Here is a 21071-nt window from a genome sequence, read left to right on the forward strand (position 1 = left end):
ATTCCCGGTCGTTGAGCGCCCACTTTTACGACCGGGAATGCAGTTCCGGTGTGGGGTCAGAGTTCCGGTGTGGGGTCAGAGCGGGGCGAGCCGATCCGTTCCGCGTCCGCACGAACGACGGTGTCGGAGAAAACACTCAGCTTCTCCGCGAATGCGGCCAGCGATCCGGCGGCGTAGTGTGCCGGATTCCAGCAGGCGTGGATGGTCAACAGCACCGGATCCCCGGCGTCGTCAACAATGAGCAGCGGTCGGGCCCCGAAGCGTTCCAGGTCGGTAACCACGGCCACGCCGCGATCGGCTGCGGCCAGGGCCTGCCGCAGCGGTGGGGACTCGACCTCCTCGTAGCGGAGGTACTGAAGCGTGGCCCGGTTGACCGCTTCGTCGAAGACGAGTCGGGTCGGGTCGGCGCGGGTCGGAAGCAACAGCGGTACCTGCGACAGCTCCTCGAGGGAGACCGCCCTCCGGGCAGCCCAGGCATGCTCGGGTGCGACATAGGCCCGCAACGGCACACTGGTCAGGCGGATCCAGGCAAGCCTGCTCGCAGGCGGTGCCGTGGCGGCAAGGCCCAGGTCGTGACCGCCGAAGACGGCATCGTGCACGGCTTCCGACGGCACCTCGACCACCGAGATGAACGGATCGGCTGCGCCCAGTGTCGCGGTGAAAGGCGCAAGGACGTACTCGATGGTTGTGGTTGCGGCGACGACGGAGACCCTGGCCAGATGGCCTTGAGCAATCTGCTGCGCCGCCATTTTCGCCGTCTCGGCGCGGGCCACGATGTCGGCGGCGATGTCGAGCATGTGCCGCCCCGCGTCGGTGAGGGTGAGCCGCGGGCCTTGGCGGACAAACAGACTCACACCGAGATCGTGTTCCAGTCGTTGGAGCTGCCGGGAAATCGCCGGTTGCGCCACGTGCAGGCGGGCGGCCGCAGCGGTGACGGTCCCATGCTCGGCGACGGCCAAGAAGTATCGCAGGTGTCGCAGCTCCACGACCAGCAACAATAATTCATGGGCATGGCTATTCCTACACATTAGGTCTTTGACGAATCATCGGTGCAGATCAACGATCAGTCGCATGAACCACGATGAACACGCCCCGGCACTGGACGACTGGCTCACCCCACCGCATCACCGGCAAGGCCTGCACCGGGTGGAGCAGTTCGTACGCTGCGCCCCGATCACGCGCGGAGATGCCGCAGTACGCGAATTACCCATCGGCACAGAACAACTCGACTGGGACGCGGTCGCAGTCGACGCGGCAGAGGGCCGCGAGATCAGCGGAGACGAGTTTCTGCGCCGTAGCCACACCGACGGAATCCTCGTGCTGCGTGGCGACGAGATCGTCTTCGAACGCTACTTCGACGATTTCACGCCGAACACGACGCACATCGTCATGTCGATCTCGAAATCGTTCTGCGGCATGCTGGCCGGGGTCCTTGCATCGATGGGCGCGCTCGACGTGGCCGCCCAGGTCCGGTACTACATTCCGGAGCTGGACGGATCCTCGTTCGGCACCGCCACGGTCCGGCAACTTTTGGACATGACGGCGGCGCCGAACTACGACATGTCGTACCTGGACCCGGCCGCCGAGGTGCACGCGGGCGACCGCGCGGCGGGCTGGCGGGCACGGCGCCCGGGAGACGTCGCCGGCACCCGAGCGTTCCTGGCGCAACTGCGGGGAGCGGGAAAGCATGGCTCCGCATTCCAATACTGTTCGGGCACAACGGATGTTCTGTCCTGGGTGATCGAGCGCGCCGGGGGATCCGGATACCGGGAAATGATGGGGGAGCACATCTGGTCCAAGATCGGCGCCGAGGCCGACGCGTTCCTCACCGTCGACGATCACGGCACACCCTATGCCTGTGCCGGAATGGGTATGCGACTGCGCGACCTGGCCCGGTTCGGGCGACTGGTCCTCGATGGTGGGCAGCGGGACGGGGTGCCGGTCATCCCGGCCGACTGGATCGCCGAAACTCGTCGCGGCGGCCACTTCGCCACCACCGCGGAATCGGACGCGGAGAACACGGGCACGTACAAGAACCAATGGTGGATTCCGGGGGACTCACACGAAAGCTTCTACGGTGTCGGCATTTTCGGTCAGTACCTCTGGCTGGATCCGTCGGCCGACGTGGTGATCGCGAAGTTCTCCGCCGACGATTCCCCGGTCGCCGAAACCCCTGAATCGGTGCATGCGCTGGCCGCCATCGCTCGGGCCGCGACCAGAACAGCGCAGGAGATCTGACATGGAACACAATCCAGCTTCGGGCGACGCCCTGGAGCACCGCTCGATCGACTACATCCCGCTCGACGAGCGTCACGGAAAACCGTGGCACCTGTTCACGATCTGGTTCTCAAGCAACGTCCAGATCACCGGATTCGTCACCGGGGTGCTCGCGGTCACCATCGGACTCGACCTCGCTTGGGCGATCGGGACGATCCTGATCGGCAATCTCGTCGGAGGCCTGTTCATGGCCTACCACTCGATACAGGGACCGCGACTCGGCGTCCCGCAGATGATCCAGAGCCGCGCCCAGTTCGGCTTTCTCGGTGCGCTGTTGCCGGTGGTCTTTGTTCTGCTCATGTACATGGGTTTTCAGATCGAGGGCGGCGTCATCACCGGGCAGGCACTTGCCAATTGGGCGCACATCTCCCTCACCTGGTCGATCGTCATCCAGGTCGCCGTACCATCGGTCATCGCGATCGTCGGCTACAAGCTGCTGCACCTGTCCTCCCGGATCGTCAGTGTGGTGTCGGTTCTGCTGTTCGCGGTGTTGACCGTGGCGCTCGCCGACCACCTGCCGGCGTCCGCTCCGACAGGCCCGGCCCCTACGTTCGGCACCGTGTTGCTGGCCATCTCGATCTTCGTGTCCTGGCAGCTGACCTGGGCGCCGTACGTGTCCGACTACTCCCGATATCTTCCGGAGGACACCCCGTCACGGACGACGTTCCTGTGGACCTACCTTGGGTCCGCAGTCGGTGCCTCGTGGGTCATGATCCTCGGCGCGATGGCCGCGACGATCAGTGCGGAAGCCGTAGGCGCAGACGCGGTCGGAATGCTCAGCAACGAGGTGGCCGGCCTGAGCTCCGTGATCCTGCTCGCCATCGTCGTCGGCGCCGTCCCGGCCGGTGCCTACGGGGCTTACGGGATGTATCTCACTGCGGTGAGCGCGATCTCGGTCAAGGGCCACGGTTCATCCACCGCGTTGGTACGTACCGTCTTCATCGTCGTCGCCGGGGTGATCGCCACCGCTGCCACCTTGCTGTCCAGTGGCCACATCCTCGAGACAGTCCAGAACATCACCCTGTTCCTGCTGTATCTGCTCGTTCCGTGGACGGCGATCAACCTCACGGACTTCTACCTCGTACGGCGCGGTCACTACAACGTCGGCGAATTGTTCAAGGCCCGCGGCGAATACGGATTGGTCAACTGGCCGGCGCTGGTGATCTATCTGGTGGCCATCGGCGCCGAGATCCCCTTCATCAACAGCAGCCTGTACGTGGGCCCGTTTGTCAAACACCTTGGTGGGTCCGATATCTCGTGGATCGTCGGCCTCGTGGTGGCCACAGCTCTCTATCTGGGCTACACCCGGGTGACAGCGCAGCGGGTCCCGGCAACGGCCGAAGCCCTCGTCGACGCATAGGCCAGCCCACGCAGTTCCGGTGCGAGGTCAGACCGGGGCGAGCCGATCCGCCCACGGCACTGCCTGCTCAAGCTGGGAGGCCAGCTTGAGCAACAGTGATTCGCCCGCGAGCGGCGCGACGAACTGGACGCCGAGCGGCAGACCTTCAGCGGTCCAGTGCAGCGGCAAGGAGATCGCGGGCCTGCCAGTGAGATTCGCCAGTTGGGTGTATGGCACCCAGCCCAGGTTCTTGTCCACCATGTCGTCGACAATCTTGGTGTAGCGCAACAGACTTGCCGTGCGGGTCTTGATCAGCGCATCCGCGGCGTGTTGCACCACCCCGGGCAGGTCGAACTCGCCGATCGTCGGTGGCAGCGTCGCCAACGTGGGCGTCAGCAGCAGGTCGTAGGACTCGAAGAAGGTGCTCAACCGGCGCGTGTGCTCATGGCGTCGCTGCACGGCATCCACGTAATCGACGCTGCTGGTGGCCCGGCCCAGAGCCGCCATGATCAACGTGTCGCGCTCGAACAGGTCGTCGCCGGCCCCCGTCAGGCGCTTGGCCTCGGCGAGTTCCCAAGCGGTGTAGACGAACCAGGTGAGCAGGAAGTCTCGCGCCAACGCGGCGTCGTCGAAGGGTGCTTGCGGGAGTTCCTCGACATGGTGGCCGAGTTCCGTAAGCGCGCCCACGGTTGCCGCCACCGCCGCAACGGCTTCGGGGTGCGGCGTCGGATTGATCGCGCTCGGCACCTGTACCCCGATCCGCAGCTTTCCGGGATCCGCACCCACACACGACGCGAACGACGCGGTGGGCATCGCGGGTGCGTACGGGCCCCACGGTTCCCCGCCGCTGAGGACGTCGAGCATCGCCGCGGTGTCGCGCACCGTTCGGGTGACGACGCCCTGGACGGCCGCACCGTGCATGGATTCCGCGGTCTCCGGCCCCGACGGCACCAGGCCCCGACCGGGTTTCAGGCCGACAAGTCCACAGGACGCCGCCGGGATCCGGATCGAACCGCCGCCGTCGTTTGCTCCCGCGCAGGGCACGATCCCGGCGGCCACCGCCGCCGCGGACCCGCCCGACGAACCACCGGGTGTCCGCGTCAGGTCCCAGGGATTGCGCGCCGGACCCCACGCGACGGGCTCGGTGATGCCTTTCGCGCCGAACTCCGGCGTGTTGGTCTTGCCGAAGATGATCAGTCCCGCATCGATCCAGCGCTGTACGACAGTGGCGTGCTCGGCAGCGGGCCGCCACATCAGCGCACGTGATCCGGCCGAGGTCGGTATGCCCGCGTAATCCTGGCCGAGGTCCTTGATCAGGAACGGGACACCGGCGAACGGTCCGCTGAGGTCATCGGGTGGTGTCGCCGGGATATCGCGCACGATCGCATTGATCCGCGGATTGACGGCGGCTGCGCGTTCCTGCGCTGCGGCGAGCAACTCTGCCGGCGAAACCTCCTTGTCTGCAACCAGTTTCGCCAGGCCAGTGGCATCATGCGCGCGGTACTCGTCGAAGTCCACGGTACGAACGTATACCGCCCGGGCCCTGCGTAGGGACCTATCGTGTTACCCACGCGCTTCGATGATCCGGGCGATTGCAGTGGGCGTGGGGGACAACGGGCCCGTGGCCACCGGCCGCCCTGGTGTCCAGGCCGGCCGGCCGGCGCCGTGGGTCAGGAAGCAAGCAGCTCGTCGATCTGGTTGATCGCCAGCGTGGCGCCTTCGACAACGCCCATGTCGAGCACCTGCTGCAGTGCCTCGGCCGAGGCGAAGGTGCTCACATAGACCGCACGGGTGCCGCCGTTGTGCTCGGAGAAGGTGTAGACGTTGGTCGACACCGGCATGTCGGGGTTCGGGTTGAAGTCGAGGTCGGCGAAGCCGTCGACGAACGAGAAGCTCGTCGGCTCGTCGACGGCGGTGATCTCCCAGTACCCCGCGTGCTTGTCGCCTTCCGGCCCGGTCATGAAGTACGTCGTACGACCGCCGGGCGTGAGGTCGTGGTCCACCACCGTGGCGGGGTATGTCGGTGGGCCCCAAACCTTTTCGAGCTGACGCGGGTCGGCGTAGACCTGCCAGACGCGCTTTACCGGTGCGGCGAAGTCGGCTGTGATGGTCAGGGTCAGGTTGTCGAGGTCATGTTTGACATCGGTCACGGGCATGGTTCAGTCCTCCTGGATCGGGTCGGATGAGAGCAGTTCGTCGATACGCGCGATGCGGCCACGCCACACCTGTTCCAGCTCGGTGAGCATGGACGCCACCGACCGCACCGCCGCCACATCGCCGTTGGCCAGTTGCTCGCGACCGCTGCGTCGCTTGGTGAGCAGGCCGGCCTTTTCCAGCACGGCGACGTGCTTTTGCACCGCGGCGAAGCTCATGTCGTACTTCGCCGCGAGCGTGGAAACCGAGTGTTCCCCGGCCAACACCCGGCGCATGATGTCGCGGCGGGTGCGATCGGACAGCGCGTGGAACAGGGCGTCGGCCCGGTCCTCGTCGCTCTCGGTCACCACATCAACATACAACCAAACGGTTGTACGTTGTCAAGGCCTCGCGCCGAAACTCGTGCTTCGAAGCCCGCCGCGGCGCTTTTAGACTTCTCGCCAAGGGCGCCGCTCCGTGCCCCATTTCAGGGAGGTCCGCTCATGTCGCAACCCGGCTATCCGCAGCAACAGCCCGGCTATCCCCAGCAGCCGCCCGGCTATCCGGCCCCGTCCGGGCAGCCGCAGTACCCGCCCCCGCCGGCCGAGCCGATCTTCCAGGTCTCGGCGATGACCCACATCGGCGCACTCGTGTTCTGGTTCAACCAGACTCGGCACGTCACGGGCACCTACGCCCAGTGCGACGCAGCGCTGCGCAGTGCCCTGACGCAGAACCTGTTACTGGGCTGGTGGAGCTTCCTGTCGATCCTGGTGATGAACTGGATTGCCCTGGCCCACAACATGAATGCTCGTCGCAAACTGCGCCAGGACGCGCAGCAGGCCGAGGCATACGCCCAGTGGTGGTACCAGTACATCGCGCCGACCGTCCCGCACGGCCGCTAGCTGAGTGACTCCCAGAAGCCGCTGAGCACGGCCGCGCCGCGCACCGGATCCTGCACCATCCACCAGTGCCCCAGGCCCTCGAGGACCGCGGTCTCGGCACCGGCGCGCTCGGCCGCCCGCCGTCGCACCGCATCGGAGCCGATGTAGGGATCGTCGGTCGCGAGCAGCGACAGGCCCGGACGCGCCCGAGCGTTCTCCAGGGCCCGGCCGGCCTCCGCCATCGCCGGTTGGCGCGCCGAGCGGTACAGCGCCAGGATCGCCCGGCCCATCTCCGGGCCCTGAGCCACGGCGATCTGCGCGGCGATGTCGATCGGTATGCCCAACGCGGCCATCTGGGCCGCGCGGTCATCCGCCGAGCCACCGAGCATGGCGTCGACGGCGTGTTCTCCGTCGCCGGGCGTCTGCCACACCTGGGCCAGGTCGTGCCAGACGTACTCGGGGTCGAACAGTCCGACGACATCGCTGGCCCAACTGCGCACCAGCTCGGGCCGGTGCATCACCGCATTGAGGACGTGGCCGCCGCCCCAGTCGTGCCCGACGAGGTCGACGGGGCCGTCGATGCCCTCCAGCTGGGCCTCGAGCCAGTCGCGGTACTCCAGATAGGTCGCCGTGAACCCGTCCGGCAGCGGCGCGCCGAACCCCGGCGGGGACAACCGGAGGACGTCGTCGCGCCCGAGCGCCGCCACGAGCGGATCCCAGAGCGCGTCGGACTCCGGATTGCCATGCACCAGAACCACTGTCATAGCGTCATCCTCGCGGCTGAGGCGGGAGATCTCACCGGTTCTGCGAAATCGATGTGGTGGCCCTGCAGCCAGGTCAGCGAGCGTCCGCCGTCGCGTTCCATCCGTCTGAACACCACAGGCAGCAGCGCGTCGCGGATCTTGCGCGCAACCGGGCCCGCGGCCTTGGAGTTCGCCGACCGCGCACCGTATTTGACGATCCGCTCGACGCGGGCGCGGCGCGCGGATTCGAAGAGGGCAAAGGCCGCGGTGCTGTCGCGAGTGTCGCGCAGGCATTTCGCGAGGATGACGGCGTCCTCGAGCGACATGGCGGCCCCCTGGCCGGCCGAGGGCGCGGTTGCGTGGGCAGCATCGCCGATCACGATCATCCGCTCGTTGGACCAACGCTTCACGACGGGCATGTCGTAGGTCGCCCAGCCGAACAGGGGACCTGGCGCGGCGTCGATGATCTGGGGTGCGGGGCCGACGTCACCGTCCATCAACTCGTGTAACCATGCGCGCCACTGGCCATCAGCCAGCCCGGAGAGAACACCGTCGGCAGGTTCGCGGGCCATCGGCGGGTTGGCGAACCACACCGTGCCGCCATCGGGCGCGGCCATCCACGCGAAAAAGCAGTGGGTTCCGAATTGCATGCGAAATTCCCGGGGTGGCACGTCGACGGTGAAACCCGGTATGTAGCCGCCGATGTTGAGCACCGGCACATAGCGTGGCGGCACAGCCGCAGGGTCGATGATGGTGCGGACCCGGGAGTGGATGCCGTCGCAGCCGATCAACAGATCCCCCGTGGCGTGGTCGCCATCGGCGAATTGAGCCTCGACACCGCGCGGCGTCACGCGTGCGTCGACGAGTTCCTTGCCGGTCGCGACCTGGATGCCGTGTTGGGCGGCGAGCTGGGTGAGTGTGCGGTAGAGCTCGTCGCGCCGCATCATCTGCGACAACTGGCCGTCGGCGCGCGGGCTCGCGAGCGGCATGCGGCCGAGGTGCCTGCCCTTGCCGTTGACGAAGCTGATGGTCTCCACGTCGAACCCGAGCGCTTCGACCGGTTCGGCGATACCCAGCGCGCGCAGCGCGTCCATGCCGTTGGCCTGAAACGTCAACCACGATCCGCCGCGGTGCTCGAGCGAGGGCTGCCGTTCGAACAGCACCACGTCGATACCGACGCGCTGTAGCGCGATCGCCAGGACCGGACCGGCGACACCGGCGCCGATCACCAGTGCGCGGGTCATGTCGAAATCCCTTCGGCGGCTGCGAGGATGAAGTATCTTGAGAGTCAAGCGAAAATTAGTATGGAAGTCGAGTTACTTGATTGTCAAGACGAATGGAAGCCGAAGAAGCGCTGTCCCATGCGATCGCGCGGTATCAGGCCGCCGTCGACGACTTCGACCGCGAAAGCGCGCGGGTGCTCGGTGTCAACGAAACCGACCTGCGCTGCCTGGAGATCCTCATCCGGGAGGAAAGCGAGGCAACGCCGCGGATGCTGGCCGACCGGCTGGGCCTGACCACCGGCAGCGTGACGACGATGCTCGACCGTTTGGAGAAGCTCGACTACGTCACTCGCACGGCCCACCCCGCCGATCGGCGCAAGGTGATCGTCACCGCCACCGACAAGGCGACGCGGCGGGCGTACGCGCTCATCGATCCGCTGATCGCCGACGGCACCCGCCTGCTGCGCGACTACACCGTGGACCAACTCCAGCTGATCATCCAGTTCCTCACCCGTACCGCCGATTTGCAGGACCGGCATATCGAGCAGCTGCGCGCCATGCGTTAACTGGGACCGCTGGGCACATGAACAGCTCACCCATAGCCGCACGTAGTGTCGAGTTCGACGTAATACTGATAGCCGCCGTGACATCGTGACGCCAGGAGATGCTAAAGAAATGAGCTCCGACAAGCCGACCATCATCTACACGCTCACCGACGAGGCGCCGCTGCTCGCGACGTACGCGTTTCTGCCCGTCATCCGTGCCTTCACCGATCCGGCCGGCATCAATGTCGAGACCAGCGACATCTCGGTGGCGGCGCGCATCCTGGCCGAGTTCGGCGACTACCTGACCGAGGATCAGCGCGTCCCGGACAACCTGGCCGAGCTGGGCAGGCTCACGCAGCTTCCGGACACCAACATCATCAAGCTGCCCAACATCAGCGCCTCGGTCCCGCAGCTGGTGGCCGCCATCAAGGAACTGCAGGCGAAGGGCTACGCCGTGCCGGACTATCCCGGCGACGCGAAGACCGACGACGAGAAGGCCATCAAGGACCGCTACGCCAAGGTGCTCGGCAGCGCGGTCAACCCGGTGTTGCGGGAAGGCAACTCCGACCGCCGCGCGCCCAAGGCCGTCAAGGAGTACGCCCGCAAGCACCCGCACAGCATGGGCAAGTGGTCGCAGGCGTCGCGCACCCACGTCGCCACCATGAAAGAGGGCGACTTCTACCACGGCGAGAAGTCGATGACGCTCGACAAGGCCCGCAACGTACGCATGGAGCTGGTGACCACCGACGGCGAGACCATCGTGCTCAAGCCCGAGGTGAAGCTCGACGCCGGCGACGTCATCGACAGCATGTTCATGAGCGTCAAGGCACTGCGCGATTTCTACGAAGAGCAGATGGAAGACGCCTACAAGACGGGCGTGATGTTCTCGCTGCACGTCAAGGCCACCATGATGAAGGTCAGCCACCCGATCGTGTTCGGCCACGCCGTCAAGATCTTCTACAAGGAAGCCTTCGCCAAGCATCAGAAGCTCTTCGACGAACTGGGCGTCAACGTCAACAACGGCCTGTCCGATCTGTACGCCAAGATCGAGTCGCTGCCGGCCTCACTGCACGAAGAGATCATTCGCGACCTGCACGCCTGCCACGAGCACCGGCCCGAGCTGGCCATGGTCGACTCGGCCAAGGGCATCTCGAACTTCCACTCGCCCAGCGACGTCATCGTCGACGCCTCGATGCCGGCGATGATCCGGCTCGGCGGCAAGATGTACGGCGCCGACGGCCGCACCAAGGACACCAAGGCGGTCAACCCGGAGTCGACGTTCTCCCGGATCTACCAGGAGATGATCAACTTCTGTAAGACCCACGGCCAGTTCGATCCGACGACGATGGGCACCGTCCCCAACGTGGGTCTGATGGCGCAGCAGGCCGAGGAGTACGGCAGCCACGACAAGACGTTCGAGGTTCCGGCGGACGGCGTCGCCAACATCGTCGACAACGAAACCGGCGAGGTGCTGCTGAGCCAGAACGTCGAGACAGGCGACATCTGGCGCATGCCGATCGTCAAGGACGCGCCGATCCAGGACTGGGTCAAGCTGGCCGTCAACCGGGCCCGGATCTCCGGCATGCCCGTGGTGTTCTGGCTCGATCAGGAGCGCCCGCACGAGGCCGAGCTGCGCAAGAAGGTCAACCGGTACCTCAAGGACCACGACACCGAGGGCCTCGACATCCAGATCATGTCGCAGGAACGCGCGATGCGGCACACCATCGAGCGGGCGATGCGGGGTCAGGACACCATCGCCGCGACCGGCAACATCCTGCGTGACTACCTCACCGACCTGTTCCCGATCCTGGAGCTGGGCACCAGCGCCAAGATGCTCTCCATCGTGCCGCTGATGGCCGGCGGTGGGCTCTACGAGACCGGGGCCGGCGGCTCGGCGCCCAAGCACGTGCACCAGCTGGTGGAGGAGAACCACCTGCGCTGGGATTCGCTCGGCGAGTTCCTGGCCCTGGGCGCCAGCCTCGAGGACCTCGGCAACAAGTCCGGCAACAAGAAGGCCGCAATCCTGGCCAAGACGCTCGACGCCGCGACCGGCAAGCTGCTGGACAACAACAAGAGCCCGTCACGCAAGACCGGTGAGCTCGACAACCGCGGCAGCCAGTTCTACCTGGCGATGTACTGGGCGGAGGAGCTCGCGGCCCAGACCGACGATCCGGAGCTGGCCAAGCACTTCGCGCCGCTGGCCAAGGCACTGGCCGAGAATGAGGAAGCCATCGTCTCCGAGCTCGCCGCGGTGCAGGGCAAGCCGGTCGACATCGGTGGCTACTACGCCGCAGACCCGGACAAGACCAGCGCGGTGATGCGGCCGAGCGAGACGTTCAACTCGACCCTGGCTTCTGCGGACGCGAGGAGCAATTAAGGCGCCGCGGAGTAAGGCACAGGCCTGACCTGCGCGACCCCAACCCGATTTCACCCGATGTCGGTGCCGTGGCCTATCTTGGACCGTCTGGCGAACGACATGGGGGAAATCAGGTGGAGGACAACGCGGCGCTGTCGGCCGCCGAGTTACTCGAACTCAACCGTGAAGTTCAGGGCTCGCGCGCGGTCCGGCTCTTGGCCACCCTCAACCTCGGCGTGTACGCCACGCTGATGGAACGCCACCTCTCAGGTGGCACGGTGGCCGAGACCGATCTGGTGGTGCGTCTCGAGCGTGACCTCGCCGAACTCGGCGACTCCGAGCAGTCCGGGTTGGCCCTCATCAAGAGCTGGGCCAGCCAGGGCTGGCTGCACCGGGTGGCCGACACGCGTACCGGTCACGAGCGCAACGTCTGCTACCTGACCCAGGACGCGCGCCGGGCGCTGGACTTCGTGCGGGGCGTGCGCCGCAACGACACCATCGCGACCGGTGGATCCATCAACGGCATCGCGTCGCGGCTCAAGCAGGTGGCTGTGCGGGTCGGCAACGATCCCGAGCGGATCCGGGCCGGCATCGAGGCGGAGATCGCGGCGCTGCACGCCGAACTCGACGAGCTCGACGCCGGTATGCGGCCGGATCCCGATGTCACCGCGATGTACGACGAGGCGCGCGCCATCGCGATGCAGATGGAACGGCTGATCACCGACATCGGGCTCTACGGCAGCATGATCGAGCAGGCCACCGCCGCACTCGACGATCCGATCGACAGCAACGCCGACTACCGTGACCGGCAACGGCAGATGTACGCCGACTACCAGGCGGCGTGGGATTCGGCGGGCCGGGACTCGCACCGCGCATTCCTGCGGATGATCAACGATCCGCAGCAGCGCGCCGAGTTCGAGGCCGACATCGCCACCGTCGCGGCGACGCTGCCCGAGCTGGACCCGGCGCTGCGCAAGGTGATGGCGAGCTTCTTCGAGTTGGTCGGGCACCAGATCGACGAGGTGGAACGTATCCAGCAGCGCTGCGCTCAGCGGGTCAAGCGGTTCACCGCTTTCGGCACTCTCGAGCAGAGCCGCGGGGTGGCGCGGCAGCTCAACGACGCGATCGGTGCCGCCCGCGCGCTGCTGAAGGTGTCGCTGACGGATTCACGCCTGGACCTCGACGTGCCGCTGGCCCGGCACACCATCAGCTCGATCGGCGCACTGAGCTTCCGGATCAACGACCTGTCCGCGCCCAAGCCCGCGCAGATCGCCGACGGCGAGGTGGATTTGTCCACCTTCGCGGCGCTGACCACCCAGGTCGACGCGCCGGCCATGTCGGAGATGATCAACACCGCACTGCGCCAAGCCCCGGTGTCGCTGCCGGACGCGGTGGGCATGCTCGACTCGGCCTATCTGGGCCACGTCATCGTGTTGTGGTCGTGGGCGCTCAAGCAGCCGCGGTCGGCCGGAGACGTGGCGACCGCCCCGGCGTCCACCACGGTCAGATTCCAATCCCTGGACGGCAGGGACCGCGAGATGGAGGTACCGCACCTCGTGTTCACCGAACCGATTATGGGGTCAGCATCGTGACCGACGAGGAGTCGAAATGACCGACGCGCCCATCGATTTCGCGTCACTTCCGGAGGTCGACCGCAACGGCAGGGCCCCGCAGCAACGTCGGCCCCGCTTCGACGGTGACGTCAGCGCCATGCCCGACCGGGCCTGCTGGGCCCTGCAGCACCTGTTGACACGGCGCTACATCAGCAGCGAATCCGACACCGACGTCTACAGCTGGGTCAAGGAGTACCGCTCTGACCTTGCCGTGCGGCTGTCCGAGCTCGACCTGCAGTTGCGCATCGTCGACGACATAGGCATCGCCTTCATCGAGCAGGCCCGCTACGAATCCGCCAAGGGCATCAAGCTGTTACGCCGCGAACCGCTCGGCACCTACGATTCGATCCTGGCCCTGCATCTGGCGCAGACGATGCGTGCCGGTGGCGACCAGAGCTTCCTGATCACCCGCGACGAGATCCATGGTCTGTTCTCCGGGGTGCTCAACGACACCGACCGCGACACCGTGACGTTCACCGCACGCATCGACGCGGCCATCGCGCGGCTCGCGGGTCTGGACATCCTGCGCAAGACCCGCGACGACGAGGACAGCTACACCGTCAGCCCGGTCATCAGCGCCATCATGACGGCGTCGGTGATCACCGAACTGCAGCAGCAGTTCGAGGCCCTGCTGAATGGGGGTGGCGACGATGCCGTCCGCGACTGAACAGTTCTATCTGTCCCGGCTGCAGATCATCAACTGGGGCGTGTTCGACGGCTACCACTCGATTCCGTTCAGCGCTGGCGGCTCGTTGATCGCGGGTGCCTCCGGAAGCGGTAAATCCTCGCTGCTGGACGCCATTTCGCTGGGCTTCCTGCCGTTCAACCGACGCAACTTCAACGCCTCAGGTGACAACACCGCGGCCGGGTCCAGCGCAGGCAGGCGCACCGTCGACAAGTATGTCCGCGGCGCATGGGGGCAGCGCAGCGACGGCGGCGCCAGTCAGGTGATGTACCTGCGGGGTGAAGGGACCACGTGGTCGGCCGTGGCGGTCAGCTACACCAGCAACACCGGGCGCACCATCACCGGCCTGGTGCTCAAGTGGCTCACCGGGGAATCCCGCTCCGACTCGTCGAGCCGGTATGTCCTGGGCGAGGGTGACCTCGACATCGAAGAAGTCTGCAACCGTTGGGCCGCAGGGCGTTTCGATACGGGCGTGTTCAAAGGTGTCCGGGGCGAGCGCAGCGACGGGGAATATGGCGGCTGGAAGTTCACCACCAAGGTGGAATCGCAGTACCTGGCCCAGTTGTACGCGGCCATCGGAATCCGCGCGTCCGAAGCCGCGCAGCAGCTGCTGGGCAAGGCCAAGTCGCTGAAAAGTGTTGGTGGGCTTGAACAGTTCGTTCGAGAGTTCATGCTCGACGAACCCGACAGCCTGGCCCGGCTGCCGGAGGCGCTCAAGCAGATCGACCCGTTGGTGGAGGCGCGCGAGCTGCTGGCCGTCGCGCAGCGCAAGCGCAAGATTCTCGGCGACATCGAGGCCATCCAGGTGCGCTACACCTCGGAATCCTCCGATCTGGGCATCATCGACCTCGTGGACCAGCCGACGGTGCGCGCCTACACCGACCATGTGCGGCTCAAGCAATGCCCGGCCCAGATCGAAACCCTGGACGCCGAGGTCACCCAGCTCGACAACGAGCACGCAGATCTGACCAGGCAGCTCAATCTGGCCAAGGCCGAAGGGGATTCGCTCAACGCCCAGATCAGCGGTGCCAGCACCAACGTCGGCCCGCTGCAGGCGCAGGTGGCCGCGGCCGAAGCGCAGGCCGAAGAGGTCTCGCGGCGCCGCGCGGCCTACGAGGAGCTGGTCGGCGCGCAGGGCATCGAGCCACCCGAGTCCGCCGACGAGTTCTGGAATCTGCGTGAGGAACTCACCCGGCAGGCCACCGAGATGCTCGGCAAGCTGGAATGGGGCCGCGACGCGTCGACCGATGCCGAGTACGCCCAGAAGTCGGCCCGCATCGTCCGTGACAACGCCGCCAAGGAGCTCAAGCGCGTCGAACACGTAGGTTCGGCGCTGCCCGAGTCGGCCGTCGCCATGCGCGAAAACATCTGCAATGCAGTCGGTATCGACCCGGCCGAGCTGCCATACGTCGCCGAGCTGCTGGACCTGCGTCCCGAGGAGGCGCGCTGGCGGCTCGCGGTCGAGAAGGTGCTGCGGCCGGTCGGTCTGCGGCTGCTGGTGCCCGATCAGCACTACGCCAAGGTGCTGCGGTTCGTCAACGAGACGAACATGCGCGGCCGGCTCGCGCTACACCACGTCCGGGTCACCGCCACGGGTCGCCAAGCCGAGCCGAACACGTTGGCGGGCAAGCTGTTCGTCGTCGACCCGGCGCATCCGTGCGCGGCCGAAGCGGCCGACGTGATCGCCGCCGCCGGTGACCACATCTGCGTCGACACCCCCGACGTGTTCTCCCGGTTCCGCCGCGCGGTGACCGACTCCGGGCTGTACAAGGATTCCGACCGGTTGGCCATCAAGGACGATCGCCGCCCGATCAAGCCGTCGGAGTACATCTACCAGGGTGATATCGCGGCCAAGCTGGATGCGTTGACCGCTGAGCTGACCGAAGCAGAGGACGCCTTTCAGCAGGCCCGGCACGCCGCGGATGAGATTGCGCGCCAACGGCAACAGTGGCGTGATCAGGCCGCAGCCTGCAAGGCGATCTACGAGCAGTATCCGCAGTGGAGCCAGATCGACACCGAGACCGCCGACGGGCATGCCGACCGGTTGCGCGAACAGTACGAGCTGCTGCTGGCCGACAATCCCGACATCGAGGCACTCAGCGCGCGGGCCGAGGAGATCTGGAGCGAGATCCAGACCCTGATGACCCGGCGCGGGGCGATCCAGACGCGTCGCGACGAGCTGGACAGGCGTCGCACCCGCCTGCTGGAACTGCAGGACCGGCTCGCGCCTGCGGCGGTGTCCGAACCCATCAGCGAACTGCTGCACCGCTACGCCGCCGAGATCCCCGTGGAGCTCGAGCTGCTCAACCCCGAGCCGCACCGCGACGCGTTGTTCAACGCGATCCGTCGCGAACGTGACCAGCTGACCGAAAGCCGCAGGCGTTCATACGACGAACTGGCCCGCATCATCGCCACTTTCGACACCTCGTTCCCCGACGCGATTCCGAACGACTCGGACGACTTCGACGAGCGGGTGCACGATTACGTCGCGGTGTGCCGCCACATCGACGAGCGCGAACTGCCCGACGCCTACGAGCGGATGATGCGGCTCATCACCGAGCAGGCCCCCGACGCAATCCTGACCCTGCACCGGGTGGCCGAGCAGGAGACGCGCCGGATCAGCGACCAGATCGCCCGGGTGAACACCGGGCTCGGCGCGGTCGAATTCAACCGCGGAACCCGGTTGACGCTGCGGGCCACCCCGCGCAGCCTGGCCGCTGTCTCGGAGCTGACCGATATCGTCAAGGCGATCTCGCGGCGGATCGCCGAAGTCGGCCTCGGTGACAAGAAGGCCATCCTGGACCAGTACGCCGATATTCTGCGGCTGCGAAACAGGTTGGCCAGCAACACACCTGAGGACCGGGCCTGGACACGGGACGCGCTCGACGTGCGCAACCGGTTCGCGTTCGACTGCGCGGAATGGGATGTGCGCAGCGACGAGTTGATCCGCACACACAGCAACGCCGGCGACAACTCGGGCGGCGAGCAGGAGAAGTTGATGGCGTTCTGCCTGGCCGGCGCGCTGAGCTTCAACCTGGCCAGCCCGGACAGCGGAGACAACACCCCGGTGTTCGCGCAGCTGATGCTGGACGAGGCGTTCTCGAAATCCGATCCCCAGTTCGCTTCGCAGGCGCTGGAAGCGTTCCGCAAGTTCGGTTTCCAGTTGGTGATCGTGGCCACCGTGCAGAACGCGACCACGATCCAGCCCTACATCGACGGTGTGGTGATGGTGTCCAAGACCGAGGCGACCGGGCGCAACGCGCGGCCTGTCGCCACCGTGGTCACCAAGACCATCAGCGATTTCAGTGCCTTGCGCCGGGATCTGAAGGTGCCCGAACCGGTCTGATATCCGCGCTGCGGTCCTCGAGTTACAGCGTCAGTTTCTGTGGTGCTCGGCGAAGCTGTCGTCGCGGTGTAGTCCGCGTCCGATAGTGCGCGCGATCACCGAGATTCACCACAGGGACAAATTCCGCGACGAGTTTGTCCCTGGTGTGAATGTCGGTGCGGTGAGCGCCGGAGCTTGTCGGTGCCTTCTACTTTGATCGAACTCACGTATCAAGGGACAGGGCACTAAGCCGGTTTGACCCCGACGGTGATCAGATCGGAGATCGGTGTCCAGAACGGCCGGCGCACCCGATGCTGGTCGGCAACGGTGAACCCGGCGCCGGCGAACAGCGCCAGCAGTTCCGACTCGGACGGGTTGTGCGCGGGGCTCCACACCGCCGCGGACATTGCCTGCAACACCGGAATCGGTTGGTGCGGACTGATGGTCGTCACCGCGACGATGCCGCCCGGGGCGAGGACTCGGTGGAACTCGGCCAGTGCGGCAGGCTGGTCGAAGAAGTGGAACGCCGACGTCGTCACCACTGCATCGAGGAATCCGTCCTCGAACGGCAGCTCTTCGGCGGGAGCCGACATCCAGCGCACCCGGTCGGATCGCTTGCGGGCCTGAGCCAGCATGCCCTCGGACATGTCGATGCCGTACACCTCGTCGGGCCGCAACTCGCGCTGGATGCGGTCAGCGAGGATGCCGGTGCCGCAGGCGATATCGGCGATCTGGGTCGAACCATGCTGCCTCAGCTTGGCGATGACCTCGTCCTGGGCGGGCCGGTAGACCCACCGCTGCAGGCACCGCTGGTCGTAGGCCGGGGCGGCGAAGCTCCAGAACCGAGTGACGGTGTCGTTGAATCCGCGGCGCTGCGTCGTTGTCACCGCTCCGAGTGTAGGCGCGGCATCACGGCGAGCTCATTGCCGAACGAATGACGTCGAAATCATGCTGATCGATCTCGAAAACCCCGAACCGGAACCGGTACCCCCATCGTTTCTTGTCATCCACGAAGTCGAGATCGTCGATCAGCGGCCGGATCGGGGCTTCCTCGCACGCTTGGAAATCCATCGCCCGGCGCCACGGACGGAAGTCAGGGGCCACCTCGGCCTGATACGGCTCGTCGTCGCTTACCTGGCCGATTGCGGTGAACGCCTGCAGCGGTGGCCCGTCGGGGAATGTGGTCCTCGGTGAGTAGAAGATGATCCAGTCCCCACGTGCCATCTTGCGCAGCATGTGCGGCTTGCCATGGTTGGCCTGGGTGAAGCCGCCGGCCACCCCGCGTGCGACGTGGTCACGGCTGACCGTGTTGATCCAGTACGTCATGACGGCACGCTACGGCGGGCCACCGACAGATCGGGTTCAGGGCAGCGTGTAGGCCGTCATGGACAGCGATCCGAAGGTGTAGCCGGTGATCAGGACCTCTGCGGAAGTGCTTGCGGTGCAGGCAAGTCCGGCGAAATACAGGAACGGGATGAAGTGGTCGGGGGTGGGCACGGCCAGCGGATAGTCGCGGTGGGCGTCGAGGGTGAGGATGTCGGCGGGGGAGTCGAGCACCTGCTCGCGCGTGGCGTCGTCGAAACGCTGGGCCCAGTCGTAGCCATCGTCGGGACGCCCGACGTCCATCCCGGCCAGGTTGTGCACGATGTTGCCGCTGGCCAGCACCAGCACACCGCGCTCGCGCAGCGCGGCCAGTTTGGCCCCGAGCTGCAGGTGGTAGTCCGCGGGTTCGTTGGCGTTGATGGCCAACTGCACCACGGGAATCGACGCGTCAGGGAAGGCGTGCACCAGCACCGACCAGGTCCCGTGGTCGATGCCCCAGCTGTCCACGTCGGCGCCCACCCAGGTGGGACGCACGGTGTCGCTGATCTCCTCGGCCAGCTCCGGCAGCCCCGGCGCCGGGTACTGCACGTCGAACAGCTCACGCGGGAATCCGTAGAAGTCGTGGATCGTGCGTGGCCTTGGCATCGCGGTGACCGCGGTGGCGTTGATGTACCAATGCGCGCTGACCACCAGGATGGCCCGCGGTCGGGGCACCGAGCGGCCGAATTCCCGCCAGGCGGCGGTGTACCGGTTGGATTCGATGGCGTTCATCGGGCTGCCGTGCCCGATGAACGCCGCTGGCATGACAGGCCCCATCGGACCAGGCTAGCGCCCGGTGACCGCTCAGCCGTCCCACGTGTCGTAGCCGACCAGCTCGGCGAGGGGACGGCGCCGGACCGGGCCGTGCCCTCCGCGGGGCCAGCCGACGACGACGTGCCCGGCAAGCATCCAGTCCTCCGGCACGCCGACGGCCTCGCGCAGCAGCGCCTCGCCTCCGTACGACGCCCAGCTGGTCAGGCACGCACCCAGGCCCTGCGCACGGGCGGCCAGAAGGAAGTTCTGCATGGCCGGGAAGATGGAGCCGCCCAGCAGTAGTTCCGAAGCCGTCGCAAACCGCTGCTGGGTGAACAGCACCGAGGTGAATTCGCGTGCGCGGTCGTGTAATTCGTATATCGCACGGTTGGTGCGGGCTCGTCGACCGGTGTCGTCGTCGGCGGGGCGTGTCATTCCGTAGACGGGCTCGATCACCCTGAGCGCCTGCGCGGCCGCCTCGGCCACCACTGCCCGTTGCCGGGGCGATCGCAGCACGATGAAACGCCAGGCCTGCGCGTTGGCTCCCGATGGAGCCCAGGCGGCGGCCTGCAGGCAGCGGCTCAGCGTGGTGTCGTCGACAGGCTCGGAAGTGAACCGTCGGATGGTGCGCGAAGTGGACATGACTTCCCAGACGTCATCGCTGGCAGCGCTCATCGAGACCCCTTCCTGTGCACTCGCTCAGCCAACCTATTTGGTGCCGGGAGGGCGGGCCTGGCCGGGTTAGGCTCAAGGCGGCCGTTGCACGTGGAACACCGAAGGAGGCTCGAGGCGGTAGTGGCGCAGCCCAGCACGCAGCGGCACGCATGGCAAACGCGGGCCGATTACGATCGAGTCTCCGCACCAACATTGCCGGGTAATCCGTGTGCAATGGTGGTGAAATTTGACGCAGAATCACGCGTAGTCGACGGCGGGACTGATAAATGACATACGGCGGGTACGGGGGTGGCCCGACAGGTCCGTTCGGCAATGATCCGTTCGCCGGACAAGGCGGAGGCTTTCCTCCCCCGTCAGGTCCACCGGGATTTCCGGGCGCACCGGGTGGCCCGCCCGGTTTTCCGCCGCAGGGGCCGCCTCCGGGCTATCCGCCGGGTCCACCTGGATACGGACCGCCTCCCGGCCCGCAGTCGGGTCAGACCAACGCGCTGGCAACCCTGTCCATCGTCTTCGGTGTCGTGTTCGCGCCCATCGGCGCGGTACTTGGGCATCTGGCGCTGTCGCAGATCAAGAAAACCGGCGAGAGGGGCCGTGAACGCGCCCTGATCGGTCTGACGGTGTCGTACTTGATGATCTTCGTGGCGGTCATCGCGCTCGTCGTATTCCTGGTGCTGAACAAGAACGAATCGTCCTCGACCACCACAACCACCACGACGACGACATCGAAGACGAGTACCTCGAAGACCACCACCAAGAGGTCGACGACGCGCACCACGGTGCCTGCACCGCCGCCACCGCCGCAGCCGCAGCAGGTGCACGTCACCGATCTGCGGGCCGGGGACTGCATCCAGATAGAGGAGCATGGGGCCTCTCCGAACAACCCCGACGCCAAGGCCGTCACCATGGTGCGGTCGGCGTGCCTGGCGATTCCTGGCGTCTATCGCGTCGACAAGGTGGCACCGACCAATGTGTGCACGGACCAGTTCATCGCGGATGCGGACCAGACGATCTTCGCCTGCATCTCGCCGTACCGCGGCTGACATGGGTTCGCGCGGATGCGAGTGGACCGCTGCGACCGCTTCGGCAGAAGTTAGCTGACGGGGTCCGGGTCGAGATGTCTCCGATAGAGTCGTGCATTGCCGCCCGACCGGTGTTCACAGC

The 21071-nt window shown here is 66.4% G+C and carries 19 protein-coding genes; 9 read left to right on the forward strand and 10 right to left on the reverse strand.

Annotated elements, in window-relative coordinates:
- Positions 1-56: 56 nt before the first annotated feature.
- Complete coding sequence (locus BST13_RS12090; RefSeq protein WP_158087142.1) at positions 57-986, reverse strand: LysR family transcriptional regulator; 930 nt, start codon at positions 984-986, stop codon at positions 57-59.
- A gap of 85 nt (positions 987-1071) precedes the next feature.
- On the opposite strand from BST13_RS12090, the gene BST13_RS12095 reads away from it, so the two are divergent.
- Both BST13_RS12095 and BST13_RS12100 read left to right on the forward strand, forming a co-directional pair.
- Entirely contained in the window at positions 1072-2238 is a 1167-nt protein-coding gene (locus tag BST13_RS12095; RefSeq protein WP_083164093.1) for a serine hydrolase domain-containing protein, read from the forward strand.
- Position 2239: 1 nt separating this feature from the next.
- Entirely contained in the window at positions 2240-3637 is a 1398-nt protein-coding gene (locus BST13_RS12100; protein ID WP_158087143.1) for a purine-cytosine permease family protein, read from the forward strand.
- 27 nt (positions 3638-3664) lie between these two features.
- On the opposite strand, the gene BST13_RS12105 is transcribed toward BST13_RS12100, so the two are convergent.
- The 3 genes from BST13_RS12105 to BST13_RS12115 form a co-directional block, all read right to left on the reverse strand.
- Entirely contained in the window at positions 3665-5134 is a 1470-nt protein-coding gene (locus BST13_RS12105) for an amidase (protein WP_083164097.1), read from the reverse strand.
- A gap of 152 nt (positions 5135-5286) precedes the next feature.
- Positions 5287-5772 carry an SRPBCC family protein gene (locus BST13_RS12110; protein WP_083164099.1) on the reverse strand — a complete coding sequence of 162 codons (486 nt, stop codon included), beginning with the start codon at positions 5770-5772 and terminating at the stop codon, positions 5287-5289.
- Positions 5773-5775: 3 nt separating this feature from the next.
- Positions 5776-6117, reverse strand: coding sequence for an ArsR/SmtB family transcription factor (locus BST13_RS12115; protein ID WP_064948431.1), 342 nt, complete (start codon positions 6115-6117; stop codon positions 5776-5778).
- A gap of 135 nt (positions 6118-6252) precedes the next feature.
- On the opposite strand from BST13_RS12115, the gene BST13_RS38670 reads away from it, so the two are divergent.
- Positions 6253-6651 carry a hypothetical protein gene (locus BST13_RS38670; protein ID WP_083164101.1) on the forward strand — a complete coding sequence of 133 codons (399 nt, stop codon included), beginning with the start codon at positions 6253-6255 and terminating at the stop codon, positions 6649-6651.
- Here the strand turns inward: BST13_RS38670 and BST13_RS12125 are convergent.
- Complete coding sequence (locus BST13_RS12125) at positions 6648-7394, reverse strand: alpha/beta fold hydrolase (RefSeq protein WP_083164103.1); 747 nt, start codon at positions 7392-7394, stop codon at positions 6648-6650. The genes BST13_RS38670 and BST13_RS12125 overlap by 4 nt on opposite strands.
- The gene (locus BST13_RS12130) at positions 7391-8617 is read right to left on the reverse strand and encodes an FAD-dependent oxidoreductase (protein ID WP_083164105.1); all 1227 of its coding nucleotides are present in this window, start codon (positions 8615-8617) and stop codon (positions 7391-7393) included. Before BST13_RS12130 ends, BST13_RS12125 begins: the two co-directional genes overlap by 4 nt.
- A gap of 92 nt (positions 8618-8709) precedes the next feature.
- Between BST13_RS12130 and BST13_RS12135 the strand changes: the two genes are divergently transcribed.
- From BST13_RS12135 to BST13_RS12155, 5 genes are all read left to right on the forward strand, one after another.
- Complete coding sequence (locus BST13_RS12135) at positions 8710-9162, forward strand: MarR family winged helix-turn-helix transcriptional regulator (RefSeq protein ID WP_083164107.1); 453 nt, start codon at positions 8710-8712, stop codon at positions 9160-9162.
- Between the two features lie 109 nt (positions 9163-9271).
- Positions 9272-11518: an NADP-dependent isocitrate dehydrogenase gene (locus tag BST13_RS12140; RefSeq protein WP_083164109.1), complete on the forward strand. Its 2247-nt coding sequence runs from the start codon at positions 9272-9274 to the stop codon at positions 11516-11518.
- Between the two features lie 113 nt (positions 11519-11631).
- On the forward strand, positions 11632-13089 hold the full coding sequence (locus tag BST13_RS12145) for a DUF3375 domain-containing protein (RefSeq protein ID WP_083164111.1): 1458 nt from the start codon (positions 11632-11634) through the stop codon (positions 13087-13089).
- Positions 13090-13105: 16 nt separating this feature from the next.
- Complete coding sequence (locus tag BST13_RS12150) at positions 13106-13777, forward strand: DUF4194 domain-containing protein (RefSeq protein ID WP_083164113.1); 672 nt, start codon at positions 13106-13108, stop codon at positions 13775-13777.
- The gene (locus BST13_RS12155; protein WP_083164238.1) at positions 13761-17141 is read left to right on the forward strand and encodes an ATP-binding protein; all 3381 of its coding nucleotides are present in this window, start codon (positions 13761-13763) and stop codon (positions 17139-17141) included. The genes BST13_RS12150 and BST13_RS12155 overlap by 17 nt, the downstream gene beginning before the upstream one ends.
- Before the next feature lie 224 nt (positions 17142-17365).
- Here the strand turns inward: BST13_RS12155 and BST13_RS12160 are convergent, their stop codons facing one another.
- Genes BST13_RS12160 through BST13_RS12175 form a run of 4 tightly spaced genes read right to left on the reverse strand, consistent with a single transcriptional unit; the run spans position 17366 to position 19910 of the window.
- Positions 17366-18007, reverse strand: a complete 642-nt coding sequence (locus BST13_RS12160) for a class I SAM-dependent methyltransferase (protein WP_083164115.1) — start codon at positions 18005-18007, stop codon at positions 17366-17368.
- Positions 18008-18029: 22 nt separating this feature from the next.
- Positions 18030-18446: an EVE domain-containing protein gene (locus tag BST13_RS12165; protein ID WP_083164117.1), complete on the reverse strand. Its 417-nt coding sequence runs from the start codon at positions 18444-18446 to the stop codon at positions 18030-18032.
- Between the two features lie 36 nt (positions 18447-18482).
- Positions 18483-19247 (reverse strand): 4,5-DOPA-extradiol-dioxygenase, encoded by a 765-nt coding sequence (ygiD, locus tag BST13_RS12170; protein ID WP_083164119.1) that lies wholly within the window; start codon positions 19245-19247, stop codon positions 18483-18485.
- Positions 19248-19286: 39 nt separating this feature from the next.
- Positions 19287-19910 carry a nitroreductase family protein gene (locus BST13_RS12175; protein WP_083164121.1) on the reverse strand — a complete coding sequence of 208 codons (624 nt, stop codon included), beginning with the start codon at positions 19908-19910 and terminating at the stop codon, positions 19287-19289.
- A 266-nt stretch (positions 19911-20176) separates the two neighbouring features.
- Here BST13_RS12175 and BST13_RS40395 point away from each other — a divergent pair, with 266 nt between their 5' ends.
- The gene (locus BST13_RS40395) at positions 20177-20950 is read left to right on the forward strand and encodes a DUF4190 domain-containing protein (protein WP_095533511.1); all 774 of its coding nucleotides are present in this window, start codon (positions 20177-20179) and stop codon (positions 20948-20950) included.
- Positions 20951-21071 lie beyond the last annotated feature (121 nt).

Origin of the sequence: Mycobacterium aquaticum, from assembly GCF_002086485.1 — a bacterium.
GTDB lineage: Bacteria > Actinomycetota > Actinomycetes > Mycobacteriales > Mycobacteriaceae > Mycobacterium > Mycobacterium aquaticum.

Coding starts and splice junctions, on each gene's coding strand:
- BST13_RS12095 (WP_083164093.1), top strand. CDS start 1,072: ATGAACCACGATGAACACGCCCCGGCACTGGACGACTGGCTCACCCCA.
- BST13_RS12100 (WP_158087143.1), top strand. CDS start 2,240: ATGGAACACAATCCAGCTTCGGGCGACGCCCTGGAGCACCGCTCGATC.
- BST13_RS12110 (WP_083164099.1), bottom strand. CDS start 5,772: ATGCCCGTGACCGATGTCAAACATGACCTCGACAACCTGACCCTGACC.
- BST13_RS38670 (WP_083164101.1), top strand. CDS start 6,253: ATGTCGCAACCCGGCTATCCGCAGCAACAGCCCGGCTATCCCCAGCAG.
- BST13_RS12125 (WP_083164103.1), bottom strand. CDS start 7,394: ATGACAGTGGTTCTGGTGCATGGCAATCCGGAGTCCGACGCGCTCTGG.
- BST13_RS12130 (WP_083164105.1), bottom strand. CDS start 8,617: ATGACCCGCGCACTGGTGATCGGCGCCGGTGTCGCCGGTCCGGTCCTG.
- BST13_RS12135 (WP_083164107.1), top strand. CDS start 8,710: ATGGAAGCCGAAGAAGCGCTGTCCCATGCGATCGCGCGGTATCAGGCC.
- BST13_RS12140 (WP_083164109.1), top strand. CDS start 9,272: ATGAGCTCCGACAAGCCGACCATCATCTACACGCTCACCGACGAGGCG.
- BST13_RS12150 (WP_083164113.1), top strand. CDS start 13,106: ATGACCGACGCGCCCATCGATTTCGCGTCACTTCCGGAGGTCGACCGC.
- BST13_RS12155 (WP_083164238.1), top strand. CDS start 13,761: ATGCCGTCCGCGACTGAACAGTTCTATCTGTCCCGGCTGCAGATCATC.
- BST13_RS12165 (WP_083164117.1), bottom strand. CDS start 18,446: ATGACGTACTGGATCAACACGGTCAGCCGTGACCACGTCGCACGCGGG.
- ygiD (WP_083164119.1), bottom strand. CDS start 19,247: ATGCCAGCGGCGTTCATCGGGCACGGCAGCCCGATGAACGCCATCGAA.
- BST13_RS12175 (WP_083164121.1), bottom strand. CDS start 19,910: ATGAGCGCTGCCAGCGATGACGTCTGGGAAGTCATGTCCACTTCGCGC.
- BST13_RS40395 (WP_095533511.1), top strand. CDS start 20,177: ATGACATACGGCGGGTACGGGGGTGGCCCGACAGGTCCGTTCGGCAAT.